The sequence below is a fragment of the Streptomyces sp. NPDC002602 genome, from assembly GCF_042889445.1.
In the GTDB taxonomy this organism is placed as follows: Bacteria; Actinomycetota; Actinomycetes; order Streptomycetales; family Streptomycetaceae; genus Streptomyces.
In genome coordinates, this window is sequence record NZ_JBIAQX010000023.1 from 1 (window position 1) to 16321 (window position 16321).

Annotated in this window: 18 protein-coding genes; 5 read left to right on the top strand and 13 right to left on the bottom strand. The window is 71.4% G+C overall.

Annotated elements, in window-relative coordinates; all coding sequences use genetic code 11:
* The coding region (locus ACFYW3_RS35290; RefSeq protein WP_351763209.1) for a sigma factor-like helix-turn-helix DNA-binding protein at positions 1-102 on the top strand (102 nt) is incomplete at its 5' end.
* 155 nt (positions 103-257) lie between these two features.
* Here the strand turns inward: ACFYW3_RS35290 and thpR are convergent.
* A complete protein-coding gene (thpR, locus tag ACFYW3_RS35295; RefSeq protein WP_389388508.1) occupies positions 258-839 on the bottom strand; it encodes an RNA 2',3'-cyclic phosphodiesterase in 582 nt (193 codons plus the stop codon).
* 44 nt (positions 840-883) lie between these two features.
* The gene (locus tag ACFYW3_RS35300; RefSeq protein WP_351762895.1) at positions 884-2290 is read right to left on the bottom strand and encodes an alpha/beta hydrolase; all 1407 of its coding nucleotides are present in this window, start codon (positions 2288-2290) and stop codon (positions 884-886) included.
* Positions 2291-2913: 623 nt separating this feature from the next.
* Between ACFYW3_RS35300 and ACFYW3_RS35305 the strand changes: the two genes are divergently transcribed.
* Positions 2914-3273, top strand: a complete 360-nt coding sequence (locus ACFYW3_RS35305) for a subtilase-type protease inhibitor (protein WP_351762892.1) — start codon at positions 2914-2916, stop codon at positions 3271-3273.
* 91 nt (positions 3274-3364) lie between these two features.
* Here the strand turns inward: ACFYW3_RS35305 and ACFYW3_RS35310 are convergent, their stop codons facing one another.
* The 6 genes from ACFYW3_RS35310 to ACFYW3_RS35335 all read right to left on the bottom strand — a co-directional run bounded on the left by ACFYW3_RS35310 (position 3365) and on the right by ACFYW3_RS35335 (position 7732).
* Positions 3365-3712: a VOC family protein gene (locus tag ACFYW3_RS35310; protein WP_351762907.1), complete on the bottom strand. Its 348-nt coding sequence runs from the start codon at positions 3710-3712 to the stop codon at positions 3365-3367.
* A 40-nt stretch (positions 3713-3752) separates the two neighbouring features.
* A complete protein-coding gene (locus tag ACFYW3_RS35315; RefSeq protein ID WP_351762889.1) occupies positions 3753-3995 on the bottom strand; it encodes a hypothetical protein in 243 nt (80 codons plus the stop codon).
* A 67-nt stretch (positions 3996-4062) separates the two neighbouring features.
* Positions 4063-4431: a VOC family protein gene (locus tag ACFYW3_RS35320; RefSeq protein ID WP_351762886.1), complete on the bottom strand. Its 369-nt coding sequence runs from the start codon at positions 4429-4431 to the stop codon at positions 4063-4065.
* A 278-nt stretch (positions 4432-4709) separates the two neighbouring features.
* Positions 4710-5123: a rodlin gene (locus ACFYW3_RS35325; RefSeq protein WP_267800586.1), complete on the bottom strand. Its 414-nt coding sequence runs from the start codon at positions 5121-5123 to the stop codon at positions 4710-4712.
* Between the two features lie 166 nt (positions 5124-5289).
* Positions 5290-5895: a GPP34 family phosphoprotein gene (locus tag ACFYW3_RS35330; protein ID WP_389388509.1), complete on the bottom strand. Its 606-nt coding sequence runs from the start codon at positions 5893-5895 to the stop codon at positions 5290-5292.
* Positions 5896-6085: 190 nt separating this feature from the next.
* Positions 6086-7732, bottom strand: a complete 1647-nt coding sequence (locus tag ACFYW3_RS35335) for an alpha/beta hydrolase (RefSeq protein ID WP_389388510.1) — start codon at positions 7730-7732, stop codon at positions 6086-6088.
* Positions 7733-7995: 263 nt separating this feature from the next.
* On the opposite strand from ACFYW3_RS35335, the gene ACFYW3_RS35340 reads away from it, so the two are divergent.
* Positions 7996-9399 carry an FAD-binding oxidoreductase gene (locus ACFYW3_RS35340; RefSeq protein WP_389388511.1) on the top strand — a complete coding sequence of 468 codons (1404 nt, stop codon included), beginning with the start codon at positions 7996-7998 and terminating at the stop codon, positions 9397-9399.
* A gap of 248 nt (positions 9400-9647) precedes the next feature.
* Here ACFYW3_RS35340 and ACFYW3_RS35345 read toward each other — a convergent pair whose 3' ends face one another.
* A complete protein-coding gene (locus ACFYW3_RS35345) occupies positions 9648-10436 on the bottom strand; it encodes an SDR family NAD(P)-dependent oxidoreductase (RefSeq protein ID WP_389388512.1) in 789 nt (262 codons plus the stop codon).
* Between the two features lie 93 nt (positions 10437-10529).
* On the opposite strand from ACFYW3_RS35345, the gene ACFYW3_RS35350 reads away from it, so the two are divergent.
* Entirely contained in the window at positions 10530-11126 is a 597-nt protein-coding gene (locus ACFYW3_RS35350) for a TetR/AcrR family transcriptional regulator (RefSeq protein WP_351762874.1), read from the top strand.
* A gap of 161 nt (positions 11127-11287) precedes the next feature.
* Here the strand turns inward: ACFYW3_RS35350 and ACFYW3_RS35355 are convergent, their stop codons facing one another.
* From ACFYW3_RS35355 to ACFYW3_RS35370, 4 genes are all read right to left on the bottom strand, one after another.
* Positions 11288-13000 carry an immunity 49 family protein gene (locus tag ACFYW3_RS35355; RefSeq protein WP_389388513.1) on the bottom strand — a complete coding sequence of 571 codons (1713 nt, stop codon included), beginning with the start codon at positions 12998-13000 and terminating at the stop codon, positions 11288-11290.
* A 63-nt stretch (positions 13001-13063) separates the two neighbouring features.
* Entirely contained in the window at positions 13064-13564 is a 501-nt protein-coding gene (locus ACFYW3_RS35360) for a DUF2809 domain-containing protein (protein WP_389388514.1), read from the bottom strand.
* 112 nt (positions 13565-13676) lie between these two features.
* Entirely contained in the window at positions 13677-14042 is a 366-nt protein-coding gene (locus ACFYW3_RS35365; protein WP_389388515.1) for a darcynin family protein, read from the bottom strand.
* Positions 14043-14147: 105 nt separating this feature from the next.
* A complete protein-coding gene (locus tag ACFYW3_RS35370) occupies positions 14148-15041 on the bottom strand; it encodes an NAD(P)H-binding protein (RefSeq protein WP_351762904.1) in 894 nt (297 codons plus the stop codon).
* Positions 15042-15147: 106 nt separating this feature from the next.
* On the opposite strand from ACFYW3_RS35370, the gene ACFYW3_RS35375 reads away from it, so the two are divergent.
* Positions 15148-16098 (top strand): LysR family transcriptional regulator, encoded by a 951-nt coding sequence (locus ACFYW3_RS35375; RefSeq protein ID WP_389388516.1) that lies wholly within the window; start codon positions 15148-15150, stop codon positions 16096-16098.
* Positions 16099-16321 lie beyond the last annotated feature (223 nt).

Consider the following 16321-nt stretch of genomic DNA (forward strand, 5'->3'; position numbering starts at 1 on the left):
CAGGCCGAGATCGGCGCGGAACTCGGCATCTCCCAGATGCAGGTCTCCCGCCTCCTGACCCGCACCCTCACCCGCCTGCGCACCGGAATGCTCACCGGGTAACGAGCCCGCGATCCACACCCATCCGATCGCGGTCGAGTTCCGAATCACCCCGTGAGGGGCTCTTGGAACCGGCCCCCACCTCCACCGTCGGGGCGCGGCGCGACCCGCGCCCCGACGGCACCCGCCTCGGCAGGCACTCCCGCCCGCCCACCGTTTCAGTGTCCGTCGAAGCCCCACGCCTCGATGTCGCGGTAGTGGATCGCTCCCGGGCCGCGCCCGATGTTGCTGCCCACCAGGTGCAGGCGTTCCGTCTGCCAGGCACGGCCGGTGAACCCGGCGAGTTCGGCGGCCACCTTCACGACGCTGGAGGGGTCGTTCCGACGGGATCGGGCCAGCGTCAGATGAGGCCGCAGCGGCCGCTCCTCGAAGTCCACGCCGCACTCCCTGACCAGGGCGCGCACCTCGGTGGCGAGTCCGTGCAGCCCCTCCAGGTCCCCCTCGATCCCGCTCCACAACACCCGCTCGTCGAAGTGCCCGCCGCCGCGCATGGCCAGGCGCAGGGGTCGACGTACGGCGGCCAGCGCGGCGAGCGGCGGCCGCAGCAGCGGCACGGCCGAGACCGGCAGCTCGCCGAGGAACGCCAAGGTGATGTGCCAGTCCTCGATGCGGTTCCACCGCATGCGGGGGTACGCCTCGTAGGCGGGCCGCAGCTCCCGCGCCAGCTCGTCCTTCGCCTCGTCGGGCGGGGCGAGCGCCACGAACACGCGGACGGTCGAGCCCTGAGTCTGTTCCTTCACGTAGGAATTGGTACCACCGGCCGCCGGGACGGTCGGGGGCGGGGTCAGTTCCCCGACAGGGTGTCCTGGAGCCAGTCGAAGACGACCTCGCAGTGCAGCTGCGGGGCCATCGGGGAACAGTGGAGCTGCGCGCCCTCCGCGGCGGTCAGCTTCAGGTAGTCCTTGGGCGAGGTGAGCTTGTCGTACATCTGGCGCGGCTGGCCGGGGTAGAACTGCTCGTCGTCGTAGTCCAGGACCAGTGTCGGTGCCTTGATCCGGCTGACGACCGAGGTGATCGCCAGTGCCTGGATGCGGGTCGCGGGGGTGTAGAAGTCGGTGAACAGCTTGCCCTGCCGGGCTTGGAGCATCGCCGGAATCGAGAAGGGCTCGAAGCGCTTCTTCATCACGGCGGCGGCGTCCGGGGGAAGCTCGGGAACGACCTTCTTGTTCCAGATGTCGTTCGTCTCCTCCTTGCTGGGGGTGAGGATCTCCCGGATCTCGGGCGGGAAGCCCAGCCACGGTTCGACACAGCCCGGCATGGCCACCAACGCGGCGATCCGGTGCTCGAAGGCCGCCGCCCGGGGAGCGAGGTCCCCCGCCATGCTCAGACCGGTCAGAGCGATCTTGCCGGGGTTCACGTCGGGACGGGCGGACAGCCAGTCGACGAGCGGGGTGACGACCTTCTCCCAGGTGGGGGTGAACACCACCCGGTCGACGAAGAGCAGTTGCCCCTGCCCCGGCCCGTCGTAGACGAGAGCGTTCCAACCGCGTTCGAGCGCGGCCGGTACGCCGTACGTCCACATGTCGACGTTCTGCCCGTCGCTCCCGTTGGTCAGGATCACGGTGGGACGGGGAGCGTTCGACTCGTCGGGGCGGAAGAACCACACCGGCAGCGGCGTCGTGCCGTACGGTACCGAGGCCTTGACCGGGGCGGGATCGCACCGGTCGCAGAACGCGTCCCAGGCATCGCGCCCCGACGTGTACAACTGCTCCTCCGACCCCGGATCCTTCGAACCGAGGACGAAGAACAGCGCCTGCCCGTAGTACTGGGCGGCGCGCAGGGCCCGGAACCGCTTGGTCTGGTCGTCGGCCGGCGCGCCCGGCGGCGGTTTGAGGAGCTTGTCGCCGAGCTTGCGGAACGTGTCGACGTACGTCTGCGCGGAGAGGCCGGCCCCGTTGATCGCGTTCACGGCGGTGAGGACCTCGCCGACCTCACTGGCCCCGGCCCCGGCGGCACCCAGCGCGAGCAGACCGTTGAAGTTGTACGCCGGGTCCTTGAAGAGCGTCATCGCCCCGGGAGTGGGGTCCGCGGCCGGTCGGGGCGAGGGGGAACCGCTGACCGTGGCCGCCGGAGCGCCGCGCTCGCCCCCGGGGGCGCAGCCGGCGGCGAGCGCCGCCCCCGCCCCCGCGCCGGCGACGAGGAGGGTGCGGCGAGTGGGACCGGACTCGTGGTGGCCTGGTGCGTACGTCATACCAGCGGAACGTAGCCCCGACTCGGCGGGACGACATCTCGTCCTGCCTCCGAACGGCCCATGCCCCGCCGTCCTCGGCGACCCCGTCCGGCAGTGAAATGGCCGGTCACGGCCGTTCTCTCGCCCTCGGCTCGGTTTTCGCCCGCAGGGATGGGGGTCGCCGCGCCGGCCGCGCGAGCACCCGACCGCATCTGCCCGGCCCCCGTGCCCGTCGAGGCGCCCCGTCGAGGCGTCGCGGGTCTCGGCCGGGTGTTCGGATCGTACCGATCCGGCCAAGCTGAATGGCCGTCCGGTGAACCGCGTGCGGCCGGCAGCAGGTCAGAAGCCTCAGGACGGCACGTCCCGACCGATGTGACCCCCTGTCGACATGCCGCTACGGAGCGCGCACGTACCCCCTGAGCTGCCCGAACGACCATTCGGTCTCCGGTATGCGGACGGTGTGTCCGTAAAGCGGCCATCGATGTGCAACTCCCCTTCGGATCAGACAGGGTTGGCCTCACCGAATCGCGATAGCGCAAACAATTATCGCGCTCAACCTTTGAATCGAAAGTGAGCTTGTCGTGCGTCACCGCTTCGCTGCTGTCTCCGCCGCTGCCCTCCTCTGCCTTGCCGGTGTCGCCGGCGTGGCAGAGGCACAGCCCGCGAGCCTGTACGCCCCGTCCGCCATGGTCTTCGCCATCGCCCAGGGGGACGACTCCGCGGCGACCGTCGTCCGGGCGTCCACCCTCAGCTGCGCGCCGAGCGCGCAGGGAACGCACCCCGACCCCAAGGCCGCCTGTACGGCCCTGAAGGCCACCGGCGGCTCCTTCGACCGCCTGCTGGCCGCCCCCAACCCCGGCCGCGCGTGTCCGATGCACTACGACCCGGTCACCGTCACCGCGGACGGTGTGTGGCAAGGCAGCCGCGTCGCCTGGAAGCACACCTTCTCCAACGCCTGCGCCATGTCCGCGACCCTGAACGGGAACGCCGTCTTCGCGTTCTGATCCGACCCCGGAGAGCGGGCCTCGCGGCAGGAGGCCCGCTCGCCGCATCCGGACCCTGGCGTGCGCCGGCTCCCCGACGACCCTTCGGACGTCAGATGTGGCCGAGCACGTTGACGACGCGGCCGTTGGGATCGCGGACCATGAAGCGCCGCACTCCCCATTCCTCGTTCTGCAAGGGGTGGACGATCTCGGCCCCTTGTTCCAACACGGCCGCGTGGACCGCGTCCACATCGTCCACCTCGATGCTCAGGTCGGGATCGACCGGTGCGGTCTTGTCGGCGCTCATGAAGCTGATCTGCGCCGTCGGACTGGACGGTGAGGCGAGCGTCATGATCCAACCGTGGTTCATCACCTCCTCGAAGCCCAACAGGCCGTAGAAATCACGACTTTCCTGCGCGGCCTCGGAAACGATGTTCGGCACGACACGGTGTACGGCCATCGACTGCTCCACAGTGAGATCGAAGTGAGAACGAGGGGTGTCAGGGATTGCGAACGGCGTCGGCCGACGAGGCGTCCGACAGGGTGGCCGGTCGGCCGAGGCGGGAGCCGAGACGCGATCGCATCTCGGCTGCCGCGCCGCGGACCTCCGGGTCCTGCCGGTCGCCGTCGAGGAACCCGAGGAGGACGATCAAGGCCCGGGCCTCGTCCTCGCTGATCAACTTCAGTCGTTGTCCGGTGACGCCGTCGAGAAGGATGTCGAGTAGTTCGAGAGTGTCGTCCATGCGGGCAACAACGGCGCCCGGACCCGGCGCGTCACATCCTGTGGCCCGACGGGGTGACACTTCCTCGTCAGCCACGACTCGTGTCGATGACACAGAAGCGATTGCCGTCGGGGTCGGCGAGAACGACGAAGTCGGGGTCGGCGGGGTAGAGGTCCCAGTCGACCCGCTCGGCGCCCAGGGACACCAGCCGGTCCACCTCCGCGGCCTGATCGGCCGCGTCCGCGGCATACAGGTCCAGGTGGATCCGCGGATGTTCCTGTACCGGCGTCCGGCTCAGTCCGAGCGCGAGGTGGACCCCGCCCCCCGTCGCCGGCGCCAACACGGCCCAGTCCTCCTCCACCTCGTCGCGCGGCACGTAGGCCAGGGCCCGCGTCCAGAACGCCACCGCACGCCGTACGTCCGAAACACCCAACACGATCGATCCGATGTTCAACATCCGCCGATTATGGCGCTGTCGGGTCCCCTGACGCTCCCGGGACACCGCATCGGGGCGCCCCGCCTCGCGGAGGGCGTCGCGCACGCAGAGGAGCCTCCCACCCCGAAAGGTGGAAGGCTCCTCTGCGTGCCGGCGGGTATCCCGTGTGAACGGCCCCTCGCGCGGCGCGTGGTGCGCGCCGACGAACGATGCGAAGCCGTGTACGGGATGGGTAAGCCGGGGCCTCGTGGGCACTCGCGCAGGCGTCGGAGGCCCCGGCCGGCGGGGGGAGTGGTGCGTCAGCTGCCGGCCGACAGGTTGCCGGACAGGACCGGAATGTTGTCCAGGATGTGCGAGAGCGGCTCGTCGCCCTTGGCCTGGGTGGAGTTCTCGGTGCACTGCTGGTTCTGCGGGTTGGACAGGACGTTGACGTCCTGGACACCGACGTTGGCGAGCACGGCCACCAGGGACTGGGCGTTGACCTTGGCCGGCAGGCCGATGCAGGGCTTGTTCAGGGTGCCCTGGACGAGGCTGAGCTGCGGGCTCTGGTCGCCGGCGGTCTTCTGGTTGCCGTAGATCTGCGAGGCACCGTTGCCGTTGACGGTGTTGACGCCGTTGTCGTTGCCGATGGCCATGGCCGGGGCGGCCACGGCGGCGCCCGCGCCGAGGATGGAGGCGGTGGCGGCGGCGGTGGCCATCATCTTCTTAATCATCATTGATCTCTCTGGTGCACGAGCGGACGGTGACAAGTGCCTTGATCAACGCGTGGGCCCCGCACAGGTTTCGCGGGTTCTCCCGGTTCACCCGTTCAGCCGCAGATCGGCTCGGTCGCCACCTCCGGCGACCACTCACCCACACCGCCGCCGTGTCGAACTCCCCTCACGGGCCCCGCCAGAGGTTGGCGAAGGCCGAGTTCTCGATGGTCCGCCTCTGACGTACGGCTTCCAGCTCCATGACCGCGTCGTTGACGACGGCCAGCACGGTCGTCACCGCGTCGTCGCCGGGGCTCATCTCGTCGTCGGACTGCCCGCTCTCGATCCCCACGGCCGAGGCGAGGGCGACGAGGACCGGCTCGGCGGCCTCCCAGCGACTCAGGGCCCGGCTCCGGGAGGGCGAATCGACCAGTTCCAGGCGATCGGCGCCGAAGGGCGACAAACCCCCTCGCCGCGGGGCCAGTTGGCCGTCCTTCTCCAAGGCGGCCTGATAACTCCCGGAGAGGTCCCCGCCCCTGCGCCACAGCCACTCCTCGACCCGCTCGTGGGGTACCCGGCGCACGAGGAACTCCGCTGCCTCGCCGAGGAGACGGTCATCCGGTGAAGGATCCCGCTCCGGCACGATCCGGTCGCCGTCCAGGGTGACGGCCCCGGCGTCGAGGAGGTCGATCAGCTCGGCACCCGCGAGCGCGAGCGACAGGTCGCCCTGTCCCACGGGCTGGTTCACCTGCCGCTCCATGGCCAGGAAGAACAGGTCTTTCGCCGTTGTCATGAACGGCTCCCCTCGAATTCTCGGCAGTCAGTCGCCGCCACCCGGCCGGCCCGATGCGCGGGGGCTCGAACAAGCTCCCCCACGCGGAGTTCCAGTATGGCTCCTCGCCGCATCGCGCGGGGGCGGGGTGGGGACGGCGCGGGCCGGGATGACTTCGGGGAAGGGCGAGCGCCGAGGACGCCGGGCGGGCTCAGTCACCCCGGAACGCCCCGCCGGCGGCCACGCCCGCGAGCGGGCGGGGCGAGGAGAAGGGCGGCGTGTCGGGGCGGCACGTCGTTCCGGGCGGCGGCAGGGTTCCGTCGACGAAGTACCGGCTCTCGTAGGCGTTGACGCACCTGCTGGAGTTGTTGAACAGCGCGGTGTGCCCGTACCCGTCGTGGGTGAGCAGGCGGGCACGGCCCAGCTCCTTCGCCATGGCCTGGGCGTCCGAGTACGGCGTGGAGGGGTCGTACGTGGTGCCGACCACCAGCACGGGGTGCGCCGTGGGCCTGTCCCAGGGGCCGGTGTGGCGGTTCGCGGAGCGGGCCGGCCAGGTGGCACACGGCTCCCCGGCCCAGGTCCAGTACCGTCCCGCGTCACCCGCGCGAGTGGCGCTGTCCTCCTCCAGGGAGTGGTAGACGGCGGGGTCGCGCGGATTGGGGCTGTCGCCGCACCACACGGCGGACGCCTGCTCCTCGCCCAGGTAGGGATTCGGCTGCGCGACCGGGGGCGGGGGAGGGAACACGGGGCGCGCGGGCACGCGGCCCCGCCACAGGTCCTGGAGCCGACCGGCGAGATCCGTCCACCCCGGGTGGACGATGTAGAGGCCGCTCACCACGTCCGCGACCGTCCTGGAGTACGTCCACTCGCCCACCGGACGCTCCCGGAGGCGTTTCGTCAGCCCGTCGAACTTCTCGCGGGTCGCTTTCGGGCTGCCGGCGGAGAAGGCGCAGCGGGCCGTCGTGGTGGAGCCGCAGAGGGTGAGGAAGCGGTCCAGCGTGGCCGCCGCGGTGCGGTCCGAGCCCATGCGCAGGAGCGTCGTGGAACGCGGTTCGCCCGAGGAGGCGTGATTCGTCCAGGCCTGTGGGTCGATGTTGCTGTCGAGGACCATGGCGCGGACCTTGTCGGGGAACAGGTTGGCGTACGTGGCGCCAAGGAAGGTGCCGTAGGAGACGCCGAGGTAGTTGAGCTGTTGGTCGCCTGCCGCCCTGCGGAGCAGTTCGAGGTCCTGGGCGGTGTCCGCGGTCGACACGTGGCGCAGGAGTTCGGGGTCGCGCTCGTGGCAGCGTTGCCCCAGATCCTTGTACGCGGCGATCCAGGACGCCCGCTCCTTCGCGCCCACCGGGAAGCCGACCGGCTTGCCCGAAGCCCAGGCGGCGGCCTTCTCGGGGCTGTCGAAGCAGTTCACCGCGGTGCTGTTGCCGATGCCGCGGGGGTCCCAGCTGACGATGTCGAACCGCTCCCGCAGCTCCTTCGGGAAGTCGCCGTAGTTGGCCGGCATCTGTACCGTCCCGGGCCCGCCGGGGCCGCCGGGGTTGAAGAACAGGGTGCCGACGCGCCGTCCCGGGTCGGTCGCCTTCCGTCGGACCACCGCCAGGTCGATGGCGCGCCCGCGGGGTTTGTCATGGTCCAGCGGCACCTTGAAGTCGGCGCAGTCGAACGGGCTGCCGGGCACGCAGGCACGCCAGTCCAGTCGCCCCCGGCCGGCCGTCGACGCGGGCGCGGTCACCGACGGCGACGGCATGCCGTCGGCGGGGGCGAGTGTCGGCCCGAGGAAGAGCGTGGAGCCGATGGCCGTCACGGTGAGCGTCGCCGCGTAGTGCCGGGTACGGCCTCTCATGGATCCGGGTATGGACATGTTCCGCCGTTCTCCTCCGCCGTCGGGCGCCCCGTCGCAGCCGATGCCGTGGACATGGCGATCGCGGTACGCGTTCCTGCGCACAACGACACTGCGGTCCGGGGGCGAGCGCGAGCCGACCGCACCCGAACGAGGGGCCGACTCGTGGCCCTCGTCCGTCTCCGAGCGGACCGATCGGGACGGGGCGCGGGGCCCGGACGTGCCCGATTGCGGGGCCCGCCGTGCGGCGGGACGCTGGAAGTGCCCGCTGTCAGGAGATCGCCATGAACAGCACGACGCTGGAGGCGATGCGGACCGCGCTGCGCGGCCCGGTCATCGGCCCGCAAGACCCGGAGTACAACGAAACCCGCAAGCTCTACAACGCGATGATCGACCGGCGACCGGCCGCCTTCGTGCGGTGCGCGGACGCGGCGGACGTGAGGGCCGCGATCGGCCTGGTCCGCGACAGTGGCCTCGACCTCGCCGTACGCGGCGGGGGCCACAGCGGCCCCGGCCTGTGCCTGCTCGACGACGGGATCACGCTCGACCTGTCGCCGATGCGCTGGGTGCGGGTGGATCCGCAGGCGAGGACCGCCATCGTGGGCGGGGGCACCCAACTCGGCGACCTCGACCACGCGACCCACGGCTTCGGCCTGGCCACGCCCGCCGGGATCATGTCGACGACGGGAGTCGGCGGTCTGACCCTGGGCGGCGGCCACGGCCACCTGACCCGAAGGTTCGGCCTCACCATCGACAACCTGCTGGCCGCCGACGTGGTCCTCGCCGACGGCACGTTCGTCACGGCGAGCGCCTCGGAGCACCCGGACCTGTTCTGGGCGCTGAGGGGCGGCGGAGGGAACTTCGGCGTGGTGACCTCCTTCACCTTCCGACTGCACCCGGTCGACACGGTGGGCGTGTCCATCACGCTCTGGCCGGTCGACGCCACGCGCGAAGTGCTGCGCTGGTACCGCGAGTTCCTGCCGGCGGCGCCCGTGGAGCTGAACGGCTTCTTCGCCGCGCTGGCGGTGCCGCCGGGCCCGCCGTTCCCCGAGGAGATCCACGGGCACAAGATGTGCGCCGTCGTCTGGTGCTGGACCGGTGACCCCGACGATCTCGGCGATGTCCTGGCCCGCGTGAGCGAACCGGGGCCGCCCGCCTTCCACTTCGCGACCCCGATGCCGTACCCCGTCCTGCAGGCCATGTTCGACGAACTGATCCCCAAGGGCTTGCAGTGGTACTGGCGCGGGCACTTCTTCGACCAGATCACCGACGGGTCCCTGGACGTCCACCTCAAGTACGCCGAGAACCTCCCGACCGGCCTGTCGACCATGCACCTCTACCCGATCGACGGCGCCGCTGCCCGGGTCGGCAAGGACGAGACGGCATGGGCCTACCGCGACGCGGTCTGGTCGGGCGTGATCGGCGGCATCGACCCGGACCCCGCGAACGCGGAGCTGATCAGGCAGTGGGCCGTGGACTACTGGGAGGAACTGCGCCCGCACTCGATGGGCGGCACGTACGTGAACTTCATCGGCGCGGGGGAGGACCAGGACCGGGTGCGCGCGACGTACCGCGACCACTACGACAGGCTGGCGGAGATCAAGAGGACGTACGACCCGGACAACTTCTTCCACGCCAACCAGAACATCGCTCCCGCCGGCGCGGGTCGGGCCCCGTCCGATCCTTGAGGACCGCTCCCCGGCCGGATGGTCGCGACGACGCCGACCCCACCGAGCGAGGCCGTCGCCCTCGGAGCGTTGCCGACGGCCATGATCGGCGGAGCCACCCCGCACCGGGCTCACCCCCGAGCTGCGGCGTGCCGTCGCCGAACGCGTCACCGCGACCCTCGCCGGGCGGCTGAACCCGCGTGCACCCTCCCCGTCGGCGCGCGATCCCCGCCCCGGCGGCACCGCGCCGTTGACCGGGAACCGCGCGGTCAGGCCTTCAGGGCCCGACCGGCGACGGCGAGGGCGAGCCGGCGAGGGGCCAGGCCGGAGGCCAGGGCGGAGAGGCGGTTGCCGAGGCCCGCGACCACACTCGGCGGGGTCGTGCCACGTTCGAGGGCCCGGCGGGCTGTGGAGACGACCTGCTCCGAGGTGGCGACCTTGCCGACGACCGCGTCCTGACTTCCGACGACGTCGAAGAACTCGGTGCTGGTCGGTCCCGGGGACAGGGCGAGGACGCGCAGGGAGCTGCCGCGGGTCTCGTAGGCGAGCGCTTCGGTGAAGCTGAGGACGAAGGCCTTGCTCGCGCCGTAGACCGCCATCGCCGGAGTGGGCTGATAGGCGGCCGTGCTCGCGATCGTGACCAGCGCACCCCGGCCGTCGGCGACCAGGTCGGGCAGGAAGGCGCGGGTCAACCCGGCCACCGCCGCGATGTTGAGCTGGACCATCCGGTCGACCTGCGCCGGGTCCTGCTCCAGGAAGGGGCCGTGGCTGCCGAATCCCGCGTTGTTGACGAGAGTCTGGATCCGGATGCCGCGGTCGTCGAGCTCGGCGCGCAGGGCGGCGCCCGCGCCGGGCAGGGACAGGTCCGCGGCCATCGGCGTGGCGCTGATCCCGTACCGCTTCTCCAGGTCCCGCGCCAGTTCCGTGAGCCGATCCAGACGTCTGGCCACCAGCACCACGTCGGCGCCGCGCTCGGCCCACTGGCGGGCGAACTCGGCGCCGAGTCCCGCACTCGCCCCGGTGATCAGGGCCACCGTGCCCCGGTACATCATCGACATGTCGGCTGCTCCACTTCCATGGGTTGCGTCATACTCAATGTAGGCACCGACATCATTGTAGTCAATGACAACATCGAGGCAGAGGAGACCGCCTTGGCCGACGGTCCGTACCACCACGGGAATCTCAGGGCCGCCCTGCTGGAGCGGGCGGAGACCATCCTCACCACATCGGGAGCGGAAGGCCTGACCCTGCGCGGCCTGGCCCGCGAACTCGGCGTGAGCCATGCCGCCCCCGCGCGCCACTTCCGCGACCGACAAGCGCTCCTGGACGCACTCGCCGTCAGCGGCTTCACCACCCTCAACACCCGCCTGCGCTCGGCCGCCGGGGAAGGGGGCGGCGGGGTCGGGGCAAGACTGGCCGAGCTGGGCCGGACGTACGTGGATTTCGCGGTGGGGCACACGGCACTGCTGGAGCTGATGTTCGCCGTCAAGCACGCCGAGGATTCCAGCGACGAGCTGCGCGAGCTGGGGCACGAGAGCCTGCTCATCGTCGCGCGGCTCATGGCGGAGGGGCAGGAGGCGGGAGCGGTGCGCCCGGGCGAACCCGTTCAGCTCGCACAGGTCGCCTTCTCCACCGTGCACGGCCTCGCGACGCTCGCGGTCGCTTCGCTCCTCGACGAGACCCCCCTCGCCGAGGCCACGGAACTGGCCCTGGAGGTCCTGCTGGCCGGTCTGGCTCCCGGCGGCTGACACGGGCCCCGCCGTCCCGGTGCGGTGCCCGCCGGCTCCACTCCGGCGTGCGCGGGAGCGGGAGCCGGCGGACGGTTCGACGGGCACGGGTGGTTCGACCGGCCCCGCCGCTCGACGCCCCGCGTCAGAGGGTCAGGGGGGCGCGGAGATGGGCGCGGCCGTCAGGGTATGTCCTCGATCCGCTGCCGGTTGAGGAGGTGGGCGGGCAGGAACGGCTGCTTCGGATCGACGGGGAAGCCGTGGTCGTAGGCGAGGCACGCCATCGCGAGCGGCCCGAGTGCCACTCGGGCGCGCGGCGCCCCCGAATCGCCCCAGTGGCCGCCGTGGTCCGCGAGGGCTTCGGCGAGGGCTTCGGTGAACGCCTCGTGGTCGCCCGAGATGAGGCGGTGGAAGAGTGCGGCCGGGTGGTAGTCGACACGGTTCACGAAGTCCGCGGGAGCCTGCGCCACGGCCTCGGGCACGGACGTCTTCATGACGGCGACCAGCTTCGGCACGGCGTCGGCCGTCGGGCGGTCGGAGAAGTACGTCTGCAGGGTGTCGATCCAGTGCAGCACGTACTCGTCGACGGAGTCGTCCTCGCGGAGCCTCGCCAACGGCACTCGGCACAGGCGGTCGATCCGGTCCATCTGACGGCACGCCATCGCGAGGTAGACGGCGTCGAGCCAGGCCCGGGCGTCGGCGGGAGGCTCGGCGGCCATCGCGGGCAACCGTGTCACGAGGTCCTCGCCCAGATGGCATTCCTGCGGGCCCGCACCGGTGAACAGCGCGGAGCCGAGCTGCACGGCCGTGGCCCAGGCGTCCCAGGTGTCGATGTTCGCGACGTCCGGGTCATCGGCGCAGCGGGCGTGGCCGAGGGCCAGGACGGCGGCGAAAGCCTCGCCCAGAGCCGCCGGGTCCGCGTGCCCGCCCGCCAGACGGGCCGTCGACTCGGCCGCGCCGCGGCCGAGTGCGGCGATCTCCGGGGCCTGCGCCGCGGCGGGCGTGGCGATCCGCCCCGCCCGGTCCAGCCGGACCAGGCCCTTCATCAGGCCGAGCAGCCGCGCCGGCGGCCGCAGGGAGAACGTGCGGGTGTCCTCATCGATGACGGTGAGCGATGTCAGGGCGCCGTCGTGCCACCAGTAGACCCGGGGGGACAACTGCCCCGGCCCCTCCTCGTAAGCGCTGAGGGCGTACGAGGCCAGGCCGTTGAGGGCATCGACCACGGAACCGTCGGTGATCGGGTGGTAGGCCAGCAGGTGCCGGTTCGGCACGATCACGAGGGCGCCGTCGCGCGGCAGCGGCTCGCCGGTCACCTGCCGGGCCACCTCGGAGAGGAACAGCGCCTTGCTCGCGACGAAAGGTGAGTCACCGTGCAGGGAGTGCAGGCGCGCCCGGCCTCCGAGGGACACTTCCTCATGCGTCACGGGCACACCCAGCAGGTTGGCGTACGCGGCCCGCCCCAACTCCTGCGGTACGGCCCGCTCCACGTCCGCGTCGGTGAGGATCCGCACGCTGGTGGGTCCGTCGAGCGCGTAGGCGAAGACGAGCCCGTCGGCGACCACGCGTGCGTAGCGCATGCCGTCGACGAGGTCCTGCGTCAGCGAGGCCAGGGGCAACAGCCGGGCGTGCGTGCCGCGCAGGAGCTCCTCGGCGCTCTCGCCGCCGGTGCTCGCCTGCCGTAGGGCCGCGAAGTGGGCGGCCACCAGTTCGGGCCAACGGCTCTCCGGAGCCCGGCCGCACGTGTACCCGAGGTTGAGGAGGGGCTGTTGGTGGCCGTCCTGGAAGTGGGGGGCGGCCAGTTCCCTCAGGTACGCGGCCTGGGTGGCGGTCAGCATCGGCAGCTCGGGGTCGGAGCCGGAGGTACCTGGGATCTCTGAAGTATTGTCTCGGTTCATCCCCCCGACTCTACGACGAACGCGAACGCCGTCTCCATGCCGGGCCGTCGGCTCATCTCGAGGTCACGAGTCGCTCGGGGAGCAGGACCTCAGAGCGGTGTGGACGAGGCAGCCGGCCGCCGCGCCGACCACGTACCAGAACAAGTCCGGTGCATTGAAGGTGGATCCGAGGACGAGGCGGGCGATGGCGCTGCGCTCGGAGAGTTCCGCGGGGATCGCGCTGAGCTGGAGGAACTCGACCGCCCAACTGGCGGTCAACGCAACCACGGCGGCCCGCAAGGGCGTTGACCTCGGCGCGACCACGACGAACAGGGCGAGGAGCAGCACGGTGTACAGCGCGTCCCCGCCGTACTTGGCGACGCTCCCCACTGCCACGGTCCTGAGTCCCAGCCCGGCGCCGAGGATGAGAACCGCGGCCCCGGTCGCCACCAGGCGGGTCCGCGCGGGGTCGACGGCGTCGCGGTCACGGTTGCCGGGGAGGAGGATCACGAGAACATGGTGCCGGACGGCTGCTTCGAGGTCGTCGAGTGGGTCGGGCCGCCGGTCGCTCCTCTGGTTCCTCATGCTCCTCTGGTCCGCAGGGCCCGATGCCCTCCGGTGGTCCTCAGAGCCCGATGCCCTCCGGCCGTTCGTGGCCGGAGGGCATCGGAGCGATCCCGCGGGAACGGGTGGTGTGTCAGGTGGTGATGGTGGCGACGGGTTCGAGGCCGTAGGTGCGGGCGTAGCCGTTCTCGGTGCCGACGAGGAGGTCGACCACCTCGAAGTAACGGTCCCAGAAGGGGGTTTCGCGCAGTGCGTCGATGAGGAGCTGGTAGGCGTGGTGGTCCTCGGCCTCCCACATCCAGACGTCGGTGACGCGCGCCGAGTAGAACTCGGTGTCGTAGAAGCGTGACCGGACACCGGTGGTCTTGGCCTCGATCACGGGCAGGACCTGGGTGGTGAAGACGTCGACCCGTTCCTGGACGGTCAGGGCGAGCCACTCGGGTGTGGTCTTGACGAGCATGAACGCCGTGACCGGCGGTTGGGTCGTTTCAGCGGCCATGAAGGTGCCTCCGAAGTGGCGTGTGGTGATGGTGTGTCGGGCAGCCGGCTGCGTTCCGGCGACGGTTGGTGGGCTTACGGTTGGTGGGCTTACGGGTGGTGGGCTTCAGGAGAGGACGGCGGGCTTGAGGGTCTGGGCGCACCACTGCTCGAAGTCGGTGGGGGAGGAGGTGTCCGGGGTGCGGGCGACGCCGGCGTCGAGGCCCTGGTCCTTGGCTCGCTTCATGTCGACGATGCCTTGGACGAACGCCTCGTTGAGGCCGTAGCCGACGAGGGTGGTGTACAGCTCGTCGTGCGGCCGGCGTTCGTAACGGACGGGGCGGCCGAACTGTTCGGTCATGATGCGGGCCACGTCGTTGGGGGACAGGTCCCGCGGCCCGAGGACCGGGACAGTGTCGGTGCCCGTCCACGAGCGGTCCAGCAGCAGGCCGGCGGCGACGGCCGCGATGTCGGAGCAGGCGACGAAGGGAGCCTTGCGGTCGCCGTCGACCACGTCGACGAAGACGCCCTTGTCGCGGATCGAGTCGGACTCCTCAAGGAGGTTCTCGAAGAAGGACGGGTTGGCCAGGGACCGGTAGGCGACGCCGCTGTCGGCGATGAGGTCGTCCATGGCGAGGGAAGCGGTGACGAGGCCGGCCCGGTCGGCGAGCGGGGTGCCGCGGCCGAGTGCGGAGACGCCGACGACATGGCCGACGCCGTGGGCGGCGAGCGCCTTCGCGGCGGGCCCGCTGAAGTGGCTGTAGGCGTCCTGCGGGGTCAGGGAGGCGTCCGGGGGGACGAGCCAGAAGACGGCGTCCGCACCCTCGAAGGCCCGGTCGACCACCTCGGCGTCCCCGTGCGAGCCGGTGATCACCTCGACGCGTCCGTGAGCCGCGTCCGGGAGCCGGGCGGGGTCGCGCACGATCACGCGCAGCTCCTCGCCCGCGGCGGGGGCGGACTCCAGGAGCCGGGAGAGCAGGGAACGGCCGATGTTCCCGGTGGGAGCAGTGATGACGATCATGAAAACCTCGCAGGTCGTGCCGGTCGGTACGCCCCTCATCCTGCGGAGGATCCCGGTGCTGCCACAATGGGAACATCGGCACGCAATCATTGACTGAAGTGGAATAATGCTGGTGAGCAGCCCGGATCTGACCCTCGATGCCAATCTCGCCATCGCGTTGGACGCCCTGCTGGCCGAGAACAGCGTCACTCGGGCCGCCGCCCGCCTGCACACCTCGCCGGCCGCCATGAGCCGCACGCTCGCCCGCCTGCGCCGCACTTTGCAGGATCCGCTCCTGGTCCGGGCCGGGCAGGCCATGGTTCCCACCCCGCGCGCCCTGGCCCTGCGGGAGGAAGCCGCGGCCGTGGTGCAGCGTCTCGGGGCCCTGCTCAGCCCCGACACCGGCGTCGAACTCGCCACCCTGCGCACCACCTTCACCCTTCAGACCGCCGACCTGATAGGCGCGGCACTGGCCCCCGGACTGTTGCGCCTGGCCGAACAGGAGGCGCCGGGGGTCTCGTTCCGGCTCCGGGCCGAGGAGTTGGAGGCCGGCCCCGCGCTGCGTGACGGCCGGATCGACCTGGAGGTCGGGGCCATCGACCACGTGGACCCCGAGACGAGGGTCGAGGAGTTGGTCTGCCTCCGCATGATGGCGGCCGTCAGGCCCGGCCATCCGCTGACCGAAGGACCCGTGACCCCGGCCCGGCTCGCCGCCGCCCAACACGTCGCGGTGAGCCGCCGCGGCCGGTTCACCGGCCCCCTCGACGTCGCCCTGGCCGAGCGGAACCTTCGTCGGCGGGTGGGCATCGTCCTGCCCAGTCACCTGGCCGCCATGACCCTCGCCGCTCGTGGCGACGTCGTCTGCCTCGTACCCGCCGCGCTCCCCGGCGCCGCCCCCTCACCCCTCACCGCCGACGCGGTCGCCCTCGGGCTGCACCTCCTGGACATCCCCCTGGCCATGCCGCCCGTGAGCGTCGGCATGGCCTGGCACCCCCGCCATGCGGCCGACAGGGCCCATCATTGGCTCCGCAGCGCCGTCCGGCGAACCCTCGGCACACCCGGGAGCCCCACCAGGTGATCTGACCGGGTACCGGGACGGGCGCGCCCGCGGACGGTGACAGGGCGCGAACGCGGTGCCCGTCGACTGGTCCCGCCGCACGCCCGTTGGCCGGCCGGGACCTCCTCGGGATCAATCCACCGGACACCAGGGCCGGTGTCACACCACGTGTGCGGGAAGGCGGTCGACCGGAGGGCCCGAGTCCGTCCGGGTCGGCCGCCTCGTCCGTGTCGTCCGTGTCGGC

What these genes read in the sequence shown, in the direction of transcription:
- ACFYW3_RS35300 (WP_351762895.1), bottom strand. Translation starts at nt 2,290, where the DNA reads ATGACGTACGCACCAGGCCACCACGAGTCCGGTCCCACTCGCCGCACC.
- ACFYW3_RS35310 (WP_351762907.1), bottom strand. Translation starts at nt 3,712, where the DNA reads ATGGCCGTACACCGTGTCGTGCCGAACATCGTTTCCGAGGCCGCGCAG.
- ACFYW3_RS35315 (WP_351762889.1), bottom strand. Translation starts at nt 3,995, where the DNA reads ATGGACGACACTCTCGAACTACTCGACATCCTTCTCGACGGCGTCACC.
- ACFYW3_RS35320 (WP_351762886.1), bottom strand. Translation starts at nt 4,431, where the DNA reads ATGTTGAACATCGGATCGATCGTGTTGGGTGTTTCGGACGTACGGCGT.
- ACFYW3_RS35325 (WP_267800586.1), bottom strand. Translation starts at nt 5,123, where the DNA reads ATGATTAAGAAGATGATGGCCACCGCCGCCGCCACCGCCTCCATCCTC.
- ACFYW3_RS35330 (WP_389388509.1), bottom strand. Translation starts at nt 5,895, where the DNA reads ATGACAACGGCGAAAGACCTGTTCTTCCTGGCCATGGAGCGGCAGGTG.
- ACFYW3_RS35335 (WP_389388510.1), bottom strand. Translation starts at nt 7,732, where the DNA reads ATGTCCATACCCGGATCCATGAGAGGCCGTACCCGGCACTACGCGGCG.
- ACFYW3_RS35340 (WP_389388511.1), top strand. Translation starts at nt 7,996, where the DNA reads ATGAACAGCACGACGCTGGAGGCGATGCGGACCGCGCTGCGCGGCCCG.
- ACFYW3_RS35345 (WP_389388512.1), bottom strand. Translation starts at nt 10,436, where the DNA reads ATGTCGATGATGTACCGGGGCACGGTGGCCCTGATCACCGGGGCGAGT.
- ACFYW3_RS35355 (WP_389388513.1), bottom strand. Translation starts at nt 13,000, where the DNA reads ATGAACCGAGACAATACTTCAGAGATCCCAGGTACCTCCGGCTCCGAC.
- ACFYW3_RS35360 (WP_389388514.1), bottom strand. Translation starts at nt 13,564, where the DNA reads ATGAGGAACCAGAGGAGCGACCGGCGGCCCGACCCACTCGACGACCTC.
- ACFYW3_RS35365 (WP_389388515.1), bottom strand. Translation starts at nt 14,042, where the DNA reads ATGGCCGCTGAAACGACCCAACCGCCGGTCACGGCGTTCATGCTCGTC.
- ACFYW3_RS35370 (WP_351762904.1), bottom strand. Translation starts at nt 15,041, where the DNA reads ATGATCGTCATCACTGCTCCCACCGGGAACATCGGCCGTTCCCTGCTC.
- ACFYW3_RS35375 (WP_389388516.1), top strand. Translation starts at nt 15,148, where the DNA reads ATGCTGGTGAGCAGCCCGGATCTGACCCTCGATGCCAATCTCGCCATC.